Annotated in this window: 13 protein-coding genes and 4 tRNA genes; 13 read left to right on the top strand and 4 right to left on the bottom strand. The window is 47.4% G+C overall.

Features of this window, described 5'->3' with window-relative positions; translation table 11 throughout:
* Positions 1-20 precede the first annotated feature (20 nt).
* The 4 genes from SYK_RS04700 to SYK_RS04685 all read left to right on the top strand — a co-directional run bounded on the left by SYK_RS04700 (position 21) and on the right by SYK_RS04685 (position 3,422).
* Complete coding sequence (locus SYK_RS04700; RefSeq protein ID WP_281762444.1) at positions 21-812, top strand: MogA/MoaB family molybdenum cofactor biosynthesis protein; 792 nt, start codon at positions 21-23, stop codon at positions 810-812.
* Positions 813-915: 103 nt separating this feature from the next.
* The gene (locus SYK_RS04695) at positions 916-2,280 is read left to right on the top strand and encodes a TolC family protein (protein ID WP_281762443.1); all 1,365 of its coding nucleotides are present in this window, start codon (positions 916-918) and stop codon (positions 2,278-2,280) included.
* Position 2,281: 1 nt separating this feature from the next.
* The gene (locus SYK_RS04690) at positions 2,282-2,488 is read left to right on the top strand and encodes a dual CXXC motif small (seleno)protein (protein ID WP_431194119.1); all 207 of its coding nucleotides are present in this window, start codon (positions 2,282-2,284) and stop codon (positions 2,486-2,488) included.
* A gap of 4 nt (positions 2,489-2,492) precedes the next feature.
* Positions 2,493-3,422: a lytic murein transglycosylase gene (locus tag SYK_RS04685; protein WP_281762442.1), complete on the top strand. Its 930-nt coding sequence runs from the start codon at positions 2,493-2,495 to the stop codon at positions 3,420-3,422.
* Between the two features lie 18 nt (positions 3,423-3,440).
* Here SYK_RS04685 and SYK_RS04680 read toward each other — a convergent pair whose 3' ends face one another.
* A complete protein-coding gene (locus tag SYK_RS04680; RefSeq protein WP_281762441.1) occupies positions 3,441-4,547 on the bottom strand; it encodes a glycosyltransferase family 4 protein in 1,107 nt (368 codons plus the stop codon).
* 71 nt (positions 4,548-4,618) lie between these two features.
* Here SYK_RS04680 and SYK_RS04675 point away from each other — a divergent pair, with 71 nt between their 5' ends.
* The 4 genes from SYK_RS04675 to SYK_RS04660 all read left to right on the top strand — a co-directional run bounded on the left by SYK_RS04675 (position 4,619) and on the right by SYK_RS04660 (position 10,469).
* On the top strand, positions 4,619-5,479 hold the full coding sequence (locus tag SYK_RS04675) for a glycosyltransferase family 2 protein (protein WP_281762440.1): 861 nt from the start codon (positions 4,619-4,621) through the stop codon (positions 5,477-5,479).
* 61 nt (positions 5,480-5,540) lie between these two features.
* Complete coding sequence (locus tag SYK_RS04670; protein ID WP_281762439.1) at positions 5,541-8,198, top strand: tetratricopeptide repeat protein; 2,658 nt, start codon at positions 5,541-5,543, stop codon at positions 8,196-8,198.
* A gap of 78 nt (positions 8,199-8,276) precedes the next feature.
* A complete protein-coding gene (gene mutY / locus SYK_RS04665) occupies positions 8,277-9,374 on the top strand; it encodes an A/G-specific adenine glycosylase (protein ID WP_281762438.1) in 1,098 nt (365 codons plus the stop codon).
* Positions 9,375-9,476: 102 nt separating this feature from the next.
* Complete coding sequence (locus SYK_RS04660; RefSeq protein WP_281762437.1) at positions 9,477-10,469, top strand: VgrG-related protein; 993 nt, start codon at positions 9,477-9,479, stop codon at positions 10,467-10,469.
* Positions 10,470-10,549: 80 nt separating this feature from the next.
* Here the strand turns inward: SYK_RS04660 and SYK_RS04655 are convergent, their stop codons facing one another.
* From SYK_RS04655 to dksA, 3 genes are all read right to left on the bottom strand, one after another.
* Positions 10,550-11,518, bottom strand: coding sequence for a PAS domain-containing protein (locus SYK_RS04655; protein WP_281762436.1), 969 nt, complete (start codon positions 11,516-11,518; stop codon positions 10,550-10,552).
* 175 nt (positions 11,519-11,693) lie between these two features.
* Positions 11,694-13,211, bottom strand: coding sequence for an NFACT RNA binding domain-containing protein (locus SYK_RS04650; protein WP_281762435.1), 1,518 nt, complete (start codon positions 13,209-13,211; stop codon positions 11,694-11,696).
* Between the two features lie 33 nt (positions 13,212-13,244).
* Entirely contained in the window at positions 13,245-13,607 is a 363-nt protein-coding gene (dksA, locus tag SYK_RS04645; protein WP_281762434.1) for an RNA polymerase-binding protein DksA, read from the bottom strand.
* Between the two features lie 225 nt (positions 13,608-13,832).
* Between dksA and SYK_RS04640 the strand changes: the two genes are divergently transcribed.
* The 5 genes from SYK_RS04640 to SYK_RS04620 all read left to right on the top strand — a co-directional run bounded on the left by SYK_RS04640 (position 13,833) and on the right by SYK_RS04620 (position 15,469).
* Positions 13,833-13,907, top strand: a tRNA-Gly gene (locus SYK_RS04640).
* Between the two features lie 6 nt (positions 13,908-13,913).
* Positions 13,914-13,988, top strand: a tRNA-Cys gene (locus tag SYK_RS04635).
* A gap of 4 nt (positions 13,989-13,992) precedes the next feature.
* Positions 13,993-14,067: transfer RNA gene (locus SYK_RS04630), tRNA-Gly, on the top strand.
* A gap of 114 nt (positions 14,068-14,181) precedes the next feature.
* A tRNA-Gly gene (locus SYK_RS04625) sits at positions 14,182-14,256 on the top strand.
* 202 nt (positions 14,257-14,458) lie between these two features.
* Positions 14,459-15,469, top strand: a complete 1,011-nt coding sequence (locus tag SYK_RS04620) for a hypothetical protein (protein ID WP_281762433.1) — start codon at positions 14,459-14,461, stop codon at positions 15,467-15,469.
* Positions 15,470-15,580 lie beyond the last annotated feature (111 nt).

The following is a 15,580-nucleotide window of genomic DNA, read 5'->3' as shown; positions in this document are numbered from 1 at the left end:
TACATTAATAGGGAGTGACAATGTCAGCCTCCAATCTTTCTCTGACTGTAAATATGTCGGTTGCTTCTGGTGACCGTGGGTATCTGTGTTGTGCCGGTGTGACATCGCCTGCTTCGGTGATTGCAACGGCTGATTTCTTGCCGAATTTGCGAGTCGGTACCCGTTTGACCTCTGATGCTGGGGAATTTCTGGTACAGGCTGTAACATGGCTTCCTGGTGATCTTGGTGAGCCGTCAACAGCTATGTATCTTGTTGAAGCTGTGAGAGATGTGAAAGCCGGGTTGTTAAAATGTCTCGTTATTCGGGAAGGGTATGCGTTGGCCTGGATTACTCTAAGTGACAAAGGTTCGCAGGGTAAAAGGGTGGATGAGTCCGGCCCGCTTGTTGGAACACTGGTAGCTGAAAAACTCGTGCTTAATTTTGTGCAAGGGTTTGTTATTCCAGATGATGTCTTCCAACTTAAAGGACTTCTGGCTGACTTGGCGCTGAATCAGGGAGTTGATCTTATTTTGACAACCGGGGGGACTGGAGTTGGCCCTCGGGATGTGACCCCCGAAGCGACTCTGGCCGTAATCGAGAAACGGTTGCCGGGGTATGAACGAGCCATGACAGCGGTTAGCCTTGTCAAAACTCCGCACGGTGCTATTTCGCGTGCTGTTGCCGGCACTCTGGGACAAGCGGTCATTGTTAATATGCCGGGGAGTCCCAAGGCTGTTGCCGAATGCCTGGAGCCTCTCTTGCCGACCTTTCGTCATACTTTGGAAAAGTTGCAGGGAGATCAGTCTGACTGCGCACTTTTACGGAAAGACTGAGTCCTTTAGGGGTTGCGACTCCCGAAGAGAGTTGGTACAAGGTTGAATTGCTAATCGTTGCTAATGCAACTGAACTTCATATGATACCAAGCAGGAACGTACTATGAGCCGTAACCGGTTTTCTCTTTTTATTTTGACTTTCGTGGCTGTACTGGCCTTTTTTGGTCTGGCTTTTGCCCAAGATGCTGATCCCGCCATGGGTTCTGAATCAAAGACTGCGGAAATTACCGGTCCTTTTGATTTGGAACGCGGTGTGCAACGCGCTTTGGACCTGAATCCGAGTATGACTTCAATTCGTGCTCAGTTGCAAGGTACCAAGTTTGGAACCCGTTCAGCCATGGGTGATTTTGGTCCGGCTCTTGGTGCGACTTATGGTTATAAGCATTATGATCGCGGCTATACTTCAAGTGGACAACAATCTGATTGGGTTGCCAGTGTCAACGTCACGCAGCCAGTTTTCAAGGGGTTCAATTTACTTGCTACTTGGCAGAAAGCTCAGTTGACCGAAGAATCCACGATGGCATCTTTGACCAGTGTTGAGTTGACCCTTGTTGAGAATGTTCAGACGACATTTTTGTCTTTGCTCAAGGCTCGGATGGATGTGAAGAGTGCGGAGGATTCCGTGGCTCGACTGGAATCACAGCTTAAGGTTATCAGCGCTTTTTATGATGTAGGTCTTAGGCCTAAAGCTGAAGTCTTGGACGCCGAAGTTGATTTGGCGACTTCCAAACAGGGGCTTTTGACAGCGCGTAATAATGTTTTTACTCAAGAAGCCCAACTGAATACTTTGTTGAATATTCCCATTGAAATGGATGTGGAATACGTGGGCGAACTTCAATACGTTCCTTTTAATCTCTCGCTCAAAGAATGCCTGACTCGCGCATATGATCACCGTCCTGATCTGTTGATCGGTGAAAAAAGTGTTGAAATTGCCAAGAAGGACGTGACTATCTCCGAAAGTAGTTTTTATCCGTCTGTTGACGCCTCCTGGGATTACGTTAACCGGGGTGATGCTGCTGGTTTGAACGGCGGTGGAGATTATACTCATGAAGGCTCTGAATACTGGACTGCCGGTGTGAGTGCGTCCATGTCGATTTTTGAATGGGGTTCCGATTACTACAACTCCAAGCAGTTTGATCAGACTGTGAAGCAGTTGGAAGCGGACTTGGAAAATACTCGCCTCAATGCAGGGTTTGAAGTCAAGCGGGCTTTGCTGAGCATTCAGGAAGCCGCCGACCGTATCACTGTGGCCAAGAAATCCGTGACTGCTGCTGAAGAAGCTTATCGTATGGCGGTGGCTCGGTATCAGGCTCAGGTTGGTACCAATACCGATGTGTTGAATGCTCAGGAAAGACTGACAGCCAGTGAGGCTCAACTTTCTCAGGCATTGGCAGATTACGGCACAGCCGTTTCTGCTTTGTATGTTGCCATGGGTGAGAAGAACCTCGGACTGAAAGACGCCAAATAGAGTGTTTGTTCATCGAAAACGCACTTGGCGAGCTGATGGCATGGAATGCAAGCAGTGCGGGTTAGACCTGACTGCCTACAGGGGCTGCCAAGAGGTAACCCTGCGATGTCCTCAATGTGGGGAAACGTATGATCTCAAGGAGTTCGTGTCCGATATGGATGAGGACTTCGAGGAGGAAATGGGTTTTGTCCCGATGGATCGAATCTGATTCCATGAATATTATTCGCATGAAACGTGCGGCCTTCGTTGTTGCGTTGGCCGCCGTTTTCTTTTGTTCGATGTTCAATCTCGCTGTGGCAGAAGAGCAAGAACTTTGGCAGCCGTTGGTTAAGCAGTTGGTTGATGACGGTTTTGATCAAGCCCATATGACCTATCTTTTTTCCAGTCCAGATCTGGAGTTCTCACCAAAGATTATGGCTCGAAAAATGAATTCATTACTTAACATAAAGCTTTCTACTAAGAAGGCAGGGCCTCCCAAACAACCAGAGGTCATGGTTCGGTATCTTAATCCTATCCTGATTGCCGGGGCCTATGCATTTTATCGTGAAAACAGAGCTGAATTTGCTGTAATTGAGGAGCGCTATGGTGTGCCGGGTGAGTTGTTGACTGCGCTTTTGCTCGTGGAAACACGTCTCGGGATGAATGTCGGTGACAGTAATGCCTTTACCATCTTGGCAAGTATGGCTTTGTCTCGGGATTTCTCACTTATCAAATCACGTATAACGCGGACAGATGTTTCAGATGACATCATGAAATGGTTGATTAAACGAACTGAGCAAAAGGCGAGTTGGGCGTATACAGAACTAAAAGCTCTACTTCTTTACGCCAAGGGAAATGATCAAAATCCGCTTTCCATTCCGAGTTCAATGTATGGTGCTATTGGGCAGTGTCAGTTTATGCCGACTAGTGCGGAGCACTATGGCAGAGACGGTACAGGCGATGGGCGTGTAGATTTGTTTGAAACGCGTGACGCTTTGCATAGTATGGCAAATTTTATAGCTGAACATGGTTGGAAAAATAGTCTGTCACCTGAAGGTAAGCACAAAGTCCTGTATAGGTATAACCATTCAGATAGTTATGCTATGACCATTCTTTCCGTTGCTGACAAAATCAGTAAAACAAAAGACTTATTTGGTGGCTAGGCCGTATGTTGTTGTTAACTACTCGTCGAGTAGACTGTGGTAGAGGTTGAGTGTCCTTTTCAGGAATTCTTCCAAAGTCAGTTGTGACATGGTCCTTTTTTGGGCTTCCAGAACCTCTTCACGGAGTTCGGATTGTTCAATCAACAAGCCAATGGTCTGTGCCAAGCCGTCTACGTCGTTTGGTTTGACTAGCATGGCGGGGCTGACCAAGTCGGGCATGACACCTACATTTGTGGATACCAGAGGACGTCCTGCTGCCATGACTTCCAGAGCTGATCGGGCAATGGCCTCAGACCAGAGTGATGCTACCACCCCGATATCAAGTGCGCTGATGCAAGCCTCGACATCGGCTCTTTTGCCACTGATGCGAGTAATGTCGCCTATGGAATATTCGTCGATATGTTCTTGAATCTGAGAGCTGGTCATGGCGGTGTCAAAACCTATGAGGAATAGGCGGATTGAGTCGTGACCTTGTTCTCGCAAGCGGGCTACTGCAGCGATTGTTTCCTTGTGTCCCTTGACCCGATCAAATCGACCGAGTAGGCCGACCACGGTATGGTTTGAAGTGAATCCGAACTCTTCGCGGACACGGTTTCTGCCTTCCTGGTCAAAACGAAATTTTTCAGAGTCTACGCCGCCGTGGATGAGCCAAAGACCCTTGCCGGGAGTGCTCATTTTTTCCAGAAAGTAGTCGGCCATATGGCGATTGGTAACAACAACACTGTCGGCAACCGTTGCGTGAAGCCAGCGGTTGAAAGCATCGTTTCTGGGCGGACGTTGGTCGCCTCGGGTGCGGACCAGTTTGAATTTGAAACCTATAAGTTTGAGCAGACCCCAGAGGAAAAAACCTTCACCTCTGTGACAATTTACGATTTCAGGGCGGTGCGTGCGCAATAGTTGTATGATATGCTTTGTGGCGGCAGCAAAGCGGATTGGATTTGTTGTATTCAGATCAACCGGGATCGTGTTTAATCCCATGTCGCGGGCTATTTTATCGGGTGCGGTTCCTGCTTGAGTCAGGACAACAACGTCATGGCCTGCATCGGCTAGAAGACGGCTCAGGGTGATCGCATACCACGCGGTAGCGTTGAACCAGCGGACATTGATAACTTGGAATATTTTCATAAAAATCGCCTGTTGGAATGTTGGATTCACAACATGACAGTTCAAGGCGGGGAACGCAAGGTATTCGATATATGGAAAATAGGCTCGTATCTATTATTCTCCCCACGTACAATCGTGCCGGATTTATCGGGGCTGCTCTGGAATCAGTTTTGGCTCAGACCTATGGTCATTGGGAGTGCATTATTATTGACGACGGCTCCACGGATGAGACCGTTGACGTTCTTTCTAAGTATAATGACCCTCGTTTTGTTTATCTGTATCAGGATAATCAGGGGGTATCGGGAGCGCGTAATACCGGTATCGAGGCCTGCAAAGGTGAAATAATGGCCTTACTGGACTCTGATGATGAATGGATGCCGAACAAATTGGCTACACAAGTTGCTTATATGGAGGACCACGGATACGACATCTGTCAAACAGAAGAAATATGGTATCGTGGTGGAAAGCGCGTTAATCAACCCAAGAAGTACGCCAAGCCCGAAGGGTGGTTCTTTGAAGCCTCGTTGGAAATGTGTTTAATAAGTCCATCTTGTACAATGTTTACTGGACGGGCGTGGAGTGACATTGGGCCATTTGATACGAATATGCCGTCGTGTGAAGATTATGATATGTGGCTTCGAGCCTGCCTGTACTATCCCGTTGGGTTGGTGCGAGAAGATTTGACCATCAAGCATGGCGGGCGTCCTGATCAGTTGTCAATTTGTGTTCCGTGTGCTGATCTCTATCGTATTCGTGCTTTGATAAAAATCCTGCAAAGTCGAAAACTTGACGCAGAACAATGGGACATGGCCCTGTCTTCCTTGCAACGAAAGGTTGATATATATATGCAAGGGTGTGAAAAAAGAGGAAAAAGTGATGAGGCCAATCGCGTTTGGAATCTGTTTTGCATAGTGCGTGATGGGAAGAAATTTCCCTTGAATACATTATGTTAGCAACGATATGAACGATTATGGTTCAAATCATGGACGCCTGTTCACGGTGTGAGGTAAGCGCGTGGCGGATATAGCCAAACTCATAGAGACTCTTCCTGAAGTCAGCCAATCTAGATTGGTGGCCTCGGGCTATGGAGTCTGGGTGGCCTGGAAGGGTGATCTGCACAATGCTATTCCCAATACTTTTCAGGAGTATGGGGCGCTTTGTATCACTCGGCAGGGCGATCAGGCTTTATGGTTTTGTAATTCCGACGAGGTGTTTCGTGCGGTTGCGCGGTTGCAAGTTTGGACGCGTGTCAATCCAACTCCCGTATTTTGTCAGCTTGTCCCTTTGACCTTTCTGGTCGGATACGATCTTGAATATACGGTTTCCCTGTCTGTGGAACTTGATCGGCAAACGATTAATGTCCCTGACGAGTTTGAGATGGTGGTTCATCCTAAGCTGAAGGAAAAAGTTAACGGTGTTCAGGGATTAAGTACCGAAAACATCGGTGGAATTGATGGGCTCGCTAATGTGGAATGGCTCAAGATAACGGCGGATCAGGGGCTTGATTATGAGTCCACGAGGAAGTGGTACTTCATCGTCAAACCGTTGGGCAAAATGTCTGACAAGGAAAGCATCCTTGGCTGGCGTGATTTCTCTGGAGAGATCATTGAATTGCTCCAAAGATTGGGGCTTAAATATATTTCTGACGTCAAGGAAGGCGCACTCTTTTTCCCCTTGGATAATTTCCGTTTGCTTCGGACTTTGTGCACTGAGTTGCTTGGATTAATTAAGGCCACTAAAGAAGATGATACCAAACGGTATTGGCCAATTGTTATGGCGGCGGTGTTGCAAGGTCCTTACCATTTTACGGCAGATTTGCCCAAAAAGGTTGGTCTGGATTGGAACCGGATGACCCCGGATTTCCCTTATGTTCGATTCATGGATGGTTTTCTCCTTTCCGAATGGTTCCGTATGAATGAAGCCCGATATGGAACCGAGCAAATTTCCCTTGAGTCGTGGTGCACTATTTCATTGAAGGAAGGAGGTGAGGACATTGGGTATGGGTCTATGCAGGTGGCATTACCCAATATTTTAGTCGCGGTGGAAGGTACCGAGTGCTTTTATTGTGGTTTGAAAAACCATAGTCCTCGAGATTGTCCGTCAAAGGGAATTGCTAAACCTCAACCTCAAATATGGCGGCAGCTTGCTAAGACGGATATTCAGGATTTTTCCAGTGGCTTTGATGAAATCGATGCTGGCGTGGATGTGGAGAATTTTTCCGTAAGCATTTCACAATTGATGAACGCCAAGAATGATTTAAAAAGCATTATGGCCCGCGCTGTTTTTGAAATTAATGCTTCAAGTCAGCTTCGAACGCTGAGATTTGTCTGGCGAAGTCGGGGTAAGGATTGGGCGGACGGGTTTAAGCAATTGGCACCGGAAGAAGGCGAATTTGTTTGGGACGCCATCCAAGCTGTTGAAGATGGAGAACTGGAAAAAGCAGAATACCTTATCAAGGAGGCGCAATCAGCGTCACCTCGAAATTACCAGCCACATTCCCTATGGGGGTTCTGGTATATGGAGAAGGGAGATTTTAACCAAGCGTTGTTCCATTGGCAGGAAGCCGAACGTTTGAGCTACACGTCTTTGCAGCAAGGGTGTATGGCTTATCTTCAAGGAAGACTCTTGGAAGTTGAGGGGAATCTCAAGGATGCCATCAATCTTTACAAGCATGCCAATTCGCAATCTCCGACGTGGTTGGAACCATCATACAGACAAGCCGTTTGCATGGTGAAGATGGGATTCACAGGTCAGGCAATGGACTTGTTTTTTGATCTTATTGGACGTGATCCTAATATTTTCAACCGTATTCTGGTTGATCCTGAACTTGATCGGGGACGGGTACAGCTTATGAATGCCTTGTGGGAGCAGTGGACGCAGGCTGAAGAGTCTGTGGAGTCCGTCCGTATCAAGGTGAATGATCTTTCAACTGATATTACCAAACGTTTCAATCAGGAACATGAGTATTCAGAAACAGCCAATGAAGAATTGGAACGGTTGAAATTGCTCGGAAAGACAAATAATTTTGTAGCGTACCAATTGCTTTTACGGGGGACAGATAAATTCGAGGCTGCCCTTGATATCGAAGTCAAACGTGAAATTAAACGTGTCAATTCCAATCTGGAATATCTTTCGGAACGAGTACGACAAATTCAGAAGGAAGCAGCCTGGTTTCCATTCCCTAAATTGCTTTTGGAATTTAACAAGGAATTCAATGCTTGCGTGGATAAAATCAATTGGATTAGCACGCAACATTTGAATGAGGCGGAGAATTTTAGGAAGTCGTTAAAATTCGTAGAGCAAATTGAAGATCATATTGATAGCCTTCAGAGGCGGCTTGTTACTTTGCGTATCATTCGTGATTCAACGCTTTTTGTTTTGATGTTGGGTCGAAATTTCATATGGTTGGAGCTTATTGGTCTTGGTTTGTTGCTTGTCGGCATCCCTTCGCTTATCTATTTTACCAGAGATATTCAGGGGAACTATTTTGTCGATTTGTTTAACGATGAAAGTAAGCGGTGGGAAATATCCAAAGGGATTATCATTATTTTGAGTATTCTGTGTGTGGCTTTTGCTGCCGTGAAAAGTGCTGTGACTTTTGATAAGAAAAAACGCGAACTTTTTGATAAGATGGATGAAGAGTATCGTCAGCGATCTCGCAAGCGTTATTGATTCGACAGTAGTCTTTTACAGGCGTGTTCTATGGCCGTGTTGCAAATCCTTCCCTGAGCGGGTACACCCTGCCTCATCATGATCGAAGCTGAATTTTCCCGACATTTACTTGAGTGGTATGATGCCAATCGCCGAGAATTGCCGTGGCGTAAAACTCCAGAGCCATATGCTGTTTGGGTCTCTGAAATTATGGCCCAGCAGACACAGATTGACCGTGTAGTTGGGTATTATGACCGGTGGATGAAACGATTCCCTGATGTGAATTCTTTGGCCTGTGCTCACGAAGAGGATGTCCTTAAACATTGGGAAGGGCTGGGGTACTATTCACGGGCGCGCAACATGCTCAAGGCGGCAATCGTTATTGTTCAGGGCCATGGTGGAGAATTTCCGACAGATTATGCGGACATTCGTGGTTTACCCGGTATTGGAGAGTACACAGCCGGTGCCATTACCAGCATAGCTTTTGGACAACCAGAGCCTGCTGTTGACGCCAATGTGCTTCGTGTTTTTGCCCGGTTGCTTAACATGGAAGAATCGGTTCGTGGCGCCAAAGGGCGTTCTCGCGTTGAAAAGCAGGTACGTACACTTATTCCGACTGATAGAGCCGGTGATTTTAATCAGGCCATAATGGAATTGGGTGCGCTGGTTTGCATCAAGAATCCTGATTGTGAGCAATGTCCGGTTCTGGTGTATTGTAAATCTTATGGCGCAGGAACCGTGTTGCAACGTCCAGTCTTGCCCGCACCCAAAAAGATCATGCGTATTAATATGGCGACCGGTGTGTTGGTGCATGAAGGGAGGCTTCTTATCCAGAAGCGTAAGGCCGATGATGTTTGGCCTGGCCTGTGGGAATTTCCGGGTGGAGGGATTGAAGACGGGGAAACTCCCGAACAAGCTATTATACGTGAGTATATGGAAGAGGTCGAGCTGGCGATTGATCCGGTGGAAAAAATTATCACCATTGTTTATAATTATACTCGCTATCATGTGACCATGCATTGTTTTCTCTGTCGATTTGCCGAAGAGCCGTCCGAGCCTGTGTTCAATGAAGCTGCTGAGGGCGGATTTATGCTTCCTGCTGAATTGGAATCCTATGCTTTTCCTGCTGGGCAACGTCGTCTTGTTGAATTCATGAAAAACGACAGATCTTTTGACGCGTTGTTTTCAGATGTGTAAATATCTTTTTAATTATAGAGGGTTGTCTTAATCGGCACACCCTTTGCTTTTCTCCTTGCGGAGGTCTGTATACAGGCCAAAACTTTGACGCAGGAGTTCTGCATGTCTTTTGGCAAGATCAACGATTATGCCGCTTTGGTTAGTGGGCAGGTTCGCAACGGGATGCAATCCGGGGTGACCGATGGGGTGCGTAATAAGCAGTTTCAGACAGCTTTAGATTCCCAGATGACCATGGCGCAAAGTCTTTTTGGAGAAGGGTCTGATTCATATGGGGAGGGGAGTTCCTCTGGTTCGTTTGACGTCTCCATGATCAATGATTCATCAATGCTGGAGGCCTTGGCAACCATTACGCGACTCATGCGTGATGAGGCTGCTCTTCCGCAGCGCAAAGTTGTGTCGGATTCAAGTCCCAGCGTTGGACGTCCTTCAAAAAGCGATGTTTTGAAATCTCCAGTTCATGTTCCCGGTGAATTGTCGGCGCAGTTTGAATCTGGTCGAAATGGTGTGTCTGCTATCGGCTATGATCGTGTCGGCGGGACTTCATATGGAAAGTATCAAATTGCTTCAAAGCCCGGCACAATGGATCGATTTTTGTCCTACCTTGATAAGACCGCTCCTGATCTTGGTGAGCGGTTACGAGAGGCTGGTCCAGCAAATACCGGGTCCAAGGAGGGCGGTATGCCACTAGAGTGGCGAGCTATAGCCGCAGAATCGCCAGTACGCTTTGAGAAAATGCAACACGATTTTATTGCCGCAGAAACGTATCAGCCGGCACGAAATATGATTTTGCGACAGACTGGTCTTGATTTTGATAACGCTCCACCGGCTTTACGCGAGGTGTTGTGGTCCACATCGGTTCAACATGGTCCGACCGGGGCTGCTAAAATTTTTAATAAGGTCATCGACCGTTTTGTGAAAGGCGGACAGAAAGTTAATTTCAATGCTTCCCTCATTGAGGGGGTGTATGACAGCCGGAAAGGACAGTTCGGATCTTCAACCAAACGGGTGCAGGAATCCGTTGTCAGCAGATTGAACTCCGAAAAGCAATTGGCTTTAAATATGCTGGGTCAAACGAAATTCAACCGGATCGTATAACTGTCTGGGGAGACAGCGATTTGGTCACAAAAAAGGGGTATGGTTAAACATGCCCCTTTTTTATTTCATTCATTGATTAATTACCAGTCGAGTAAGCGCTGCTCGCCTTCGAGCCGTCTAATCCAGCCAACTTCCTGAGTGACTTCGCAGATGCCAAGGTATTCGTCTTTGTCGTCAAAGACAGGGAAATAACGAATCATGATGGTTTCGTCGCCCATGTCGATCCAGAATTCCGCTTTGTCGTGAGTTTTGTTTTTGAAGCCTTCAACGATTTGCTGGACGGTATCCACTGATTTTTGGGGATGACATTTTTGAACTTTGCGGCCAACCACGGATCGGGTTCGAGCAAAAACTTTTGGTTTATCGAGTTTGTTAAAGTAAGCCACAGTGTCTTCGGCATCCACAAAAGTAACCTCAAAGGGCAGTGTTTCCAGAATGCCATGAAGTTGTTCTGTGGTCAGATTTTCTACTAGTCTGGTACGGACGTTGTCTGCGCTTTCCATCTCTTCAACCATGGACAGGTAGTTTTTCTTGGCAGAGGCACCGTATGCATTCTGATCAATGGCGTTGAAGTCGTCTACCAGCGTTGCTGTTGCATCCGCTGGGATGATCTGTCTACCCATGGCATAGAGTACATCGTTTTCCTTCCAGATGTGTTCTGCCCGGATACGGAGGTATTCCATGCCTTCTTGTTTGAATTTACTGAGATTTTCTATAGGGAAACCTTCCAGCTTGGGAATGTCGAGCATCATGCGGGCAAGCAATTCTCGTTCAGCTTCGTGCTCCATGAGCATAACGCCGAGCGGTCCACCTTCAATGGGAATGCCAAGTTGGTTCATGAGCGGGAAGAGATGATCTTCTTCTTTTTTGTTATGAACTTTGTCGCCGAATTCAAGAAGAAAATCTAAGGCACGGGTCAGCTGTGTGGCGTCGTATTGTCCGGATTCAAGCCCTTCGAGGTTTTTTTTGAGCACAGCCATGGCTCGTTCGATCAGTTCGTGTTCGTGGACGAGATACGTGTCCCATTTTTCGAATTGGGCCATCTCCATGTCTGCCTCCATGTGTTATTTGTTGGTGCATCAGCGTGTTTTAAGAATGAAAGTTTGTCATCTTCATGAAAAAGGAGAATTTGGTATTCTTGCACTGTGCACGGCGTTTTCAACACTGTCTAGTGGGAGGCTTTCAATAATAACGGCATTTATGTGCCGGGAGGGAGAAAGAAGATTAACCGAGAGATTTTTCGAGAGAGTGGTCAAGTTCTACGCGGAGAGTACCAATCTTTTTGTCCACGGCAACTTGACCGATGTTAAAACCTTTGACTTTACGTACATCTTTGACCAGTGCGTACATGACGTCAGCTTTGCCATCGTCTTTGCGGTAGCTTTTCAGTCCGCACAGGATGGCAGCTTCGTTCAATGTGGTTTCCGGCACATTTTGTCCGGGATGGTTTCGTTTAAGGATAACGTGGGAGCTGGGGCCATCCTGAATGTGGAACCAATAGTCGAATGGGCTGGCTGCTTTACTGAGCATATCATGATTGGCTTTCTTGTTTTTGCCGCGAAGGATGGTGAAGCCATCTGAGGATCGGAATAGAGCTACTGCCAAATCACGATACCGTTTCGGCAGGGCTGAAGGGCCATCTTGTTTGATGGATTGGCTGGCCTGAATAGCTGGGTGAATTTCAAGAGTACCGTCTTCCGCCTCTTGCAATTGACGCATGAGTTCCTTGCGTCGGCGTTTGAGATGAGGAAAGCCTCGCTGTGCCTTGGCAGCAAGTTTGAAATACTTTGCCATGTTCTCTGTCGGTGAAAGAAACGGATTGAGCGGAACAGTCATGGTTCCGTACACAGGGTGCGTTACTTCAATTTCTTCCAACCCTTGAGCATTTTTGAAGCGGTAAAGTTCAGCCTGCAATGCTTCGGCTTTGATTTGTTCTTGTGCCAAGGTTTCAAGTCGGGCTTTTTCTTCACCCAGCCTAGCCAAATTGCGACGGAGCTTTTTCTTGGCCCGTTTGACCAGAGTTTGTTGAGGCTTGTCTTCTTCCATTTCCATCATGGGGAAAAGCGTTCGTTCGCCATAAGCGTTTGCGGCATCTAAGGCAGAAGGGAAGACTTCTTCTTCCGTGACGGAAGACCACGCAAGTGGTGGGGACCAACCGTCTTTGGCCTTAGGTAAATAGAATGATTCGGTGCTGCCTGTTGCTACGCCAAAATAGAGCGCATGGGCTTGGTCTTCGGGGAGGGAGTTGAGGGCTTTGCGCAGACGTGGCGAAATATGGGGATACTCACGCCAGATGTCAGTTTCGGTCAAGACATCTTCCAGAGCAGGCCATTCAGGTTGAAGATCAAACTCATGCTCCAGAGTGTCGACTAATTTCATCCCAGTCCGGCAATCGATGAGAAGATAGTTTCCTGATCCTGGTTCGTCGCGGGGTGTGAGAAGCAGTGCCAGTTGAAGGCGGGGCCAGGCTGTGTGTACGGATACTATTTTCCGTCCTCGCAGGCGTTTTCGAAACCACATGGCCATAGTCGGAGCATCTTGGGGATTGGCCGGTTTGATGGTCGATAGAAATAAATGGCCCGCCGATTTGGCGGGCCTGTAGATCAGATGAAGAGGATCGCCGGTGTTCTGGATTTTGATTGTCCAGATTCCAGGAGCCGGTCCAAAGACTTTGTCAATGCGGCGGCCAACCAGCGAAGACGCAAGTTCTTCTCCGAGGAATCGGAAGAAATTGGCTTCCATGTCTGGCGACGTCGATTTGACGGGTGTTGACGGCTAGTCGCCGCGAACGGCCTCGTCTTCTTCTTGTTTGCTCTTGCAGTTGATGCAGAGCGTGGTCATAGGCCTGGCCTTGAGACGGGGAATGGAGATGTCATCGCCACATTCCTGGCAGATTCCGAACTCGCCGTCTTCAATGCGGTCCGCTGCTTGCTGGATCTTTTTGATCAGCTTGCGCTCGCGGTCTCGCAGTCGAAGAGTGAACGCGCGGTCGGATTCCGCGGTTGCCCGGTCTGCCGGGTCAGCATAAACTTCGCCGGATTCTGTCATGTCTTCGATGGTTTCCTCACTTTTCTTGAGAATATCATCGAGCATCCCGGTCAGGGTCTCCCTGAAGTATTGCAGATCTTTCGCTTCCATAGCTACCTCCCCTCAGAGTTTTATACAGTGGTTGAGGAGTTAAGGGTGTAAACCTTCTTCTACTGAATCAAAGCGCGTTGGTATACCGAAAAGTTACTAAAAGTAAAGTCTTTCCATTAGTTGAAAAATTACAAGAGGTTCTAAAAGTCTAGAAAATTGCAAAAAATGAAAAAATCCGCTTGACACCCAGAAGGTGCGTGGGTAAACAGTGACTCGCTTTTGAGAGCGGGAATAACTCAGTGGTAGAGTGCAACCTTGCCAAGGTTGAAGTCGCGAGTTCAAATCTCGTTTCCCGCTCCAAAATTCGGCGACATAGCCAAGTGGTAAGGCAGAGGTCTGCAAAACCTCCATTCTCCGGTTCAAATCCGGATGTCGCCTCCAAGTCGCGGGAATAACTCAGTGGTAGAGTGCAACCTTGCCAAGGTTGAAGTCGCGAGTTCAAATCTCGTTTCCCGCTCCAGAGAATTCAGCCGGTCTCATTGAGATCGGCTTTTCTCTTGAAGACTTTTTGTTTTTTTAGAAGTTTTTGTTGACATCCCAGTGGGCTGTAGGTAAACAGTCCCTCGCTTCAAACGCGGGAATAACTCAGTGGTAGAGTGCAACCTTGCCAAGGTTGAAGTCGCGAGTTCAAATCTCGTTTCCCGCTCCAGAGAATCCAGCCGACCTCATTGAGGTCGGCTTTTTTCGTTTTTAGGCATTTTGTGAGTTGTTACCCGCCTATTTGAGTCTGCTGTTTTATGTCTTTTTAAGAATATCATTTTTCTGTCCGCTTTTGGCGGTTCTCGGTATGGTCCGTGCATTTATGATCGCGGCGGCAACAATTTCCCAACCGAGAACACCGTCCTGATATTATGAATAAGATAGAAAATACATACGAGCGCAGACATGACGACTGCATGGGACTGATCGGTTCTCCCTTGGCTTCGGCAGGAATCCAGGCCAGAAATTTTACGGCTGCTATCAATGAGCCGGAAGCTGGCATTGATCCAGGTTTTTATTCGACAAAGAGTTTGGCGCAGGATGTAGAACGCCTCTGCGACCCTTCTGAGACTGTTACGAATGCCCGTCTTCTTAATGTGGCGGTGAAATATTTCTTTTCTTATGTACACGATGCCTATGACGAGCCTGTTCCGTATGGTGAAGTCGCAGGACTGTATGAGCAATTCTCTCGACATCAGTCCATGAATGAACCTTCGGACGATATCGAGACCATGAATCGATTGCGTATGTGGTCGTCGGTCTTGCGTGTGTTAGCGGACGCTCCGCGTGCAGCTCATGTGATGCGTGGGGTCCTCACACAGACTGATGCACCTCAGTGCGGTGGAGGGCCATTTGTTGGCGTGGATCTGGGGGCCGGGACTGGCATCATGTTACTTGCCTTACAGATTCAGGCTCGGCGTAATGGTTTTGCTGATATTCAAACCTTGGGCTACCAGACCGACCCTGTGTCTGGCGAAAGGACACACGATCTTGTTCATTCTTTGGGGGCAGGGAGTGTCATGTTGGCGGACCCGACTCGGGAAGGAGCATATGGTGTCGTTCAAGGGCGAAATATAAGCTATGTAGCCAATGAAGTATTGGCCGGCATTCAGCAATCTTTGTCCGCGGAAAATTGCTTCAGAAAGTATCAGGCCTTTTTTAATGCTGTGGGAAACAATTTAGACTCGGCGGTCTTTTTCCCGGAAGGGTTGATTGCATATAGTGCCATGGCCCATGCTTCAGTGATTCTCGCCAAGGAAAATAGATTTCAGCCGCCGCAGGAATTCATGAATGAGAAATTTGTTCCTCAAGGTCTTATTTTTGAAGGAAAATTGCTGCCTATGCATAAATTGGGACAGGATTTTTATCAATTTTTAACCTGATAGTGGTGCAGATTTATTAACTATGAATCGGTTTATTTTGATGAATGTTTGAGCAACCCATGATGAGCTTTTTCCCGATCGGTTACGTGAGATAAAGACCATGTAATAAGA

Origin of the sequence: Pseudodesulfovibrio nedwellii (genome assembly GCF_027923765.1) — a bacterium.
Classification (GTDB): Bacteria; Desulfobacterota; Desulfovibrionia; order Desulfovibrionales; family Desulfovibrionaceae; genus Pseudodesulfovibrio; species Pseudodesulfovibrio nedwellii.
The sequence above is the reverse complement of the archived record's forward strand: the minus strand, read 5'-3'. Positions and strand labels throughout refer to the sequence as shown.

What these genes read in the sequence shown, in the direction of transcription:
- SYK_RS04700 (WP_281762444.1), top strand. Translation starts at nt 21, where the DNA reads ATGTCAGCCTCCAATCTTTCTCTGACTGTAAATATGTCGGTTGCTTCT.
- SYK_RS04695 (WP_281762443.1), top strand. Translation starts at nt 916, where the DNA reads ATGAGCCGTAACCGGTTTTCTCTTTTTATTTTGACTTTCGTGGCTGTA.
- SYK_RS04685 (WP_281762442.1), top strand. Translation starts at nt 2,493, where the DNA reads ATGAATATTATTCGCATGAAACGTGCGGCCTTCGTTGTTGCGTTGGCC.
- SYK_RS04680 (WP_281762441.1), bottom strand. Translation starts at nt 4,547, where the DNA reads ATGAAAATATTCCAAGTTATCAATGTCCGCTGGTTCAACGCTACCGCG.
- SYK_RS04675 (WP_281762440.1), top strand. Translation starts at nt 4,619, where the DNA reads ATGGAAAATAGGCTCGTATCTATTATTCTCCCCACGTACAATCGTGCC.
- mutY (WP_281762438.1), top strand. Translation starts at nt 8,277, where the DNA reads ATGATCGAAGCTGAATTTTCCCGACATTTACTTGAGTGGTATGATGCC.
- SYK_RS04660 (WP_281762437.1), top strand. Translation starts at nt 9,477, where the DNA reads ATGTCTTTTGGCAAGATCAACGATTATGCCGCTTTGGTTAGTGGGCAG.
- SYK_RS04655 (WP_281762436.1), bottom strand. Translation starts at nt 11,518, where the DNA reads ATGGAGATGGCCCAATTCGAAAAATGGGACACGTATCTCGTCCACGAA.
- SYK_RS04650 (WP_281762435.1), bottom strand. Translation starts at nt 13,211, where the DNA reads ATGGAAGCCAATTTCTTCCGATTCCTCGGAGAAGAACTTGCGTCTTCG.
- dksA (WP_281762434.1), bottom strand. Translation starts at nt 13,607, where the DNA reads ATGGAAGCGAAAGATCTGCAATACTTCAGGGAGACCCTGACCGGGATG.
- SYK_RS04620 (WP_281762433.1), top strand. Translation starts at nt 14,459, where the DNA reads ATGAATAAGATAGAAAATACATACGAGCGCAGACATGACGACTGCATG.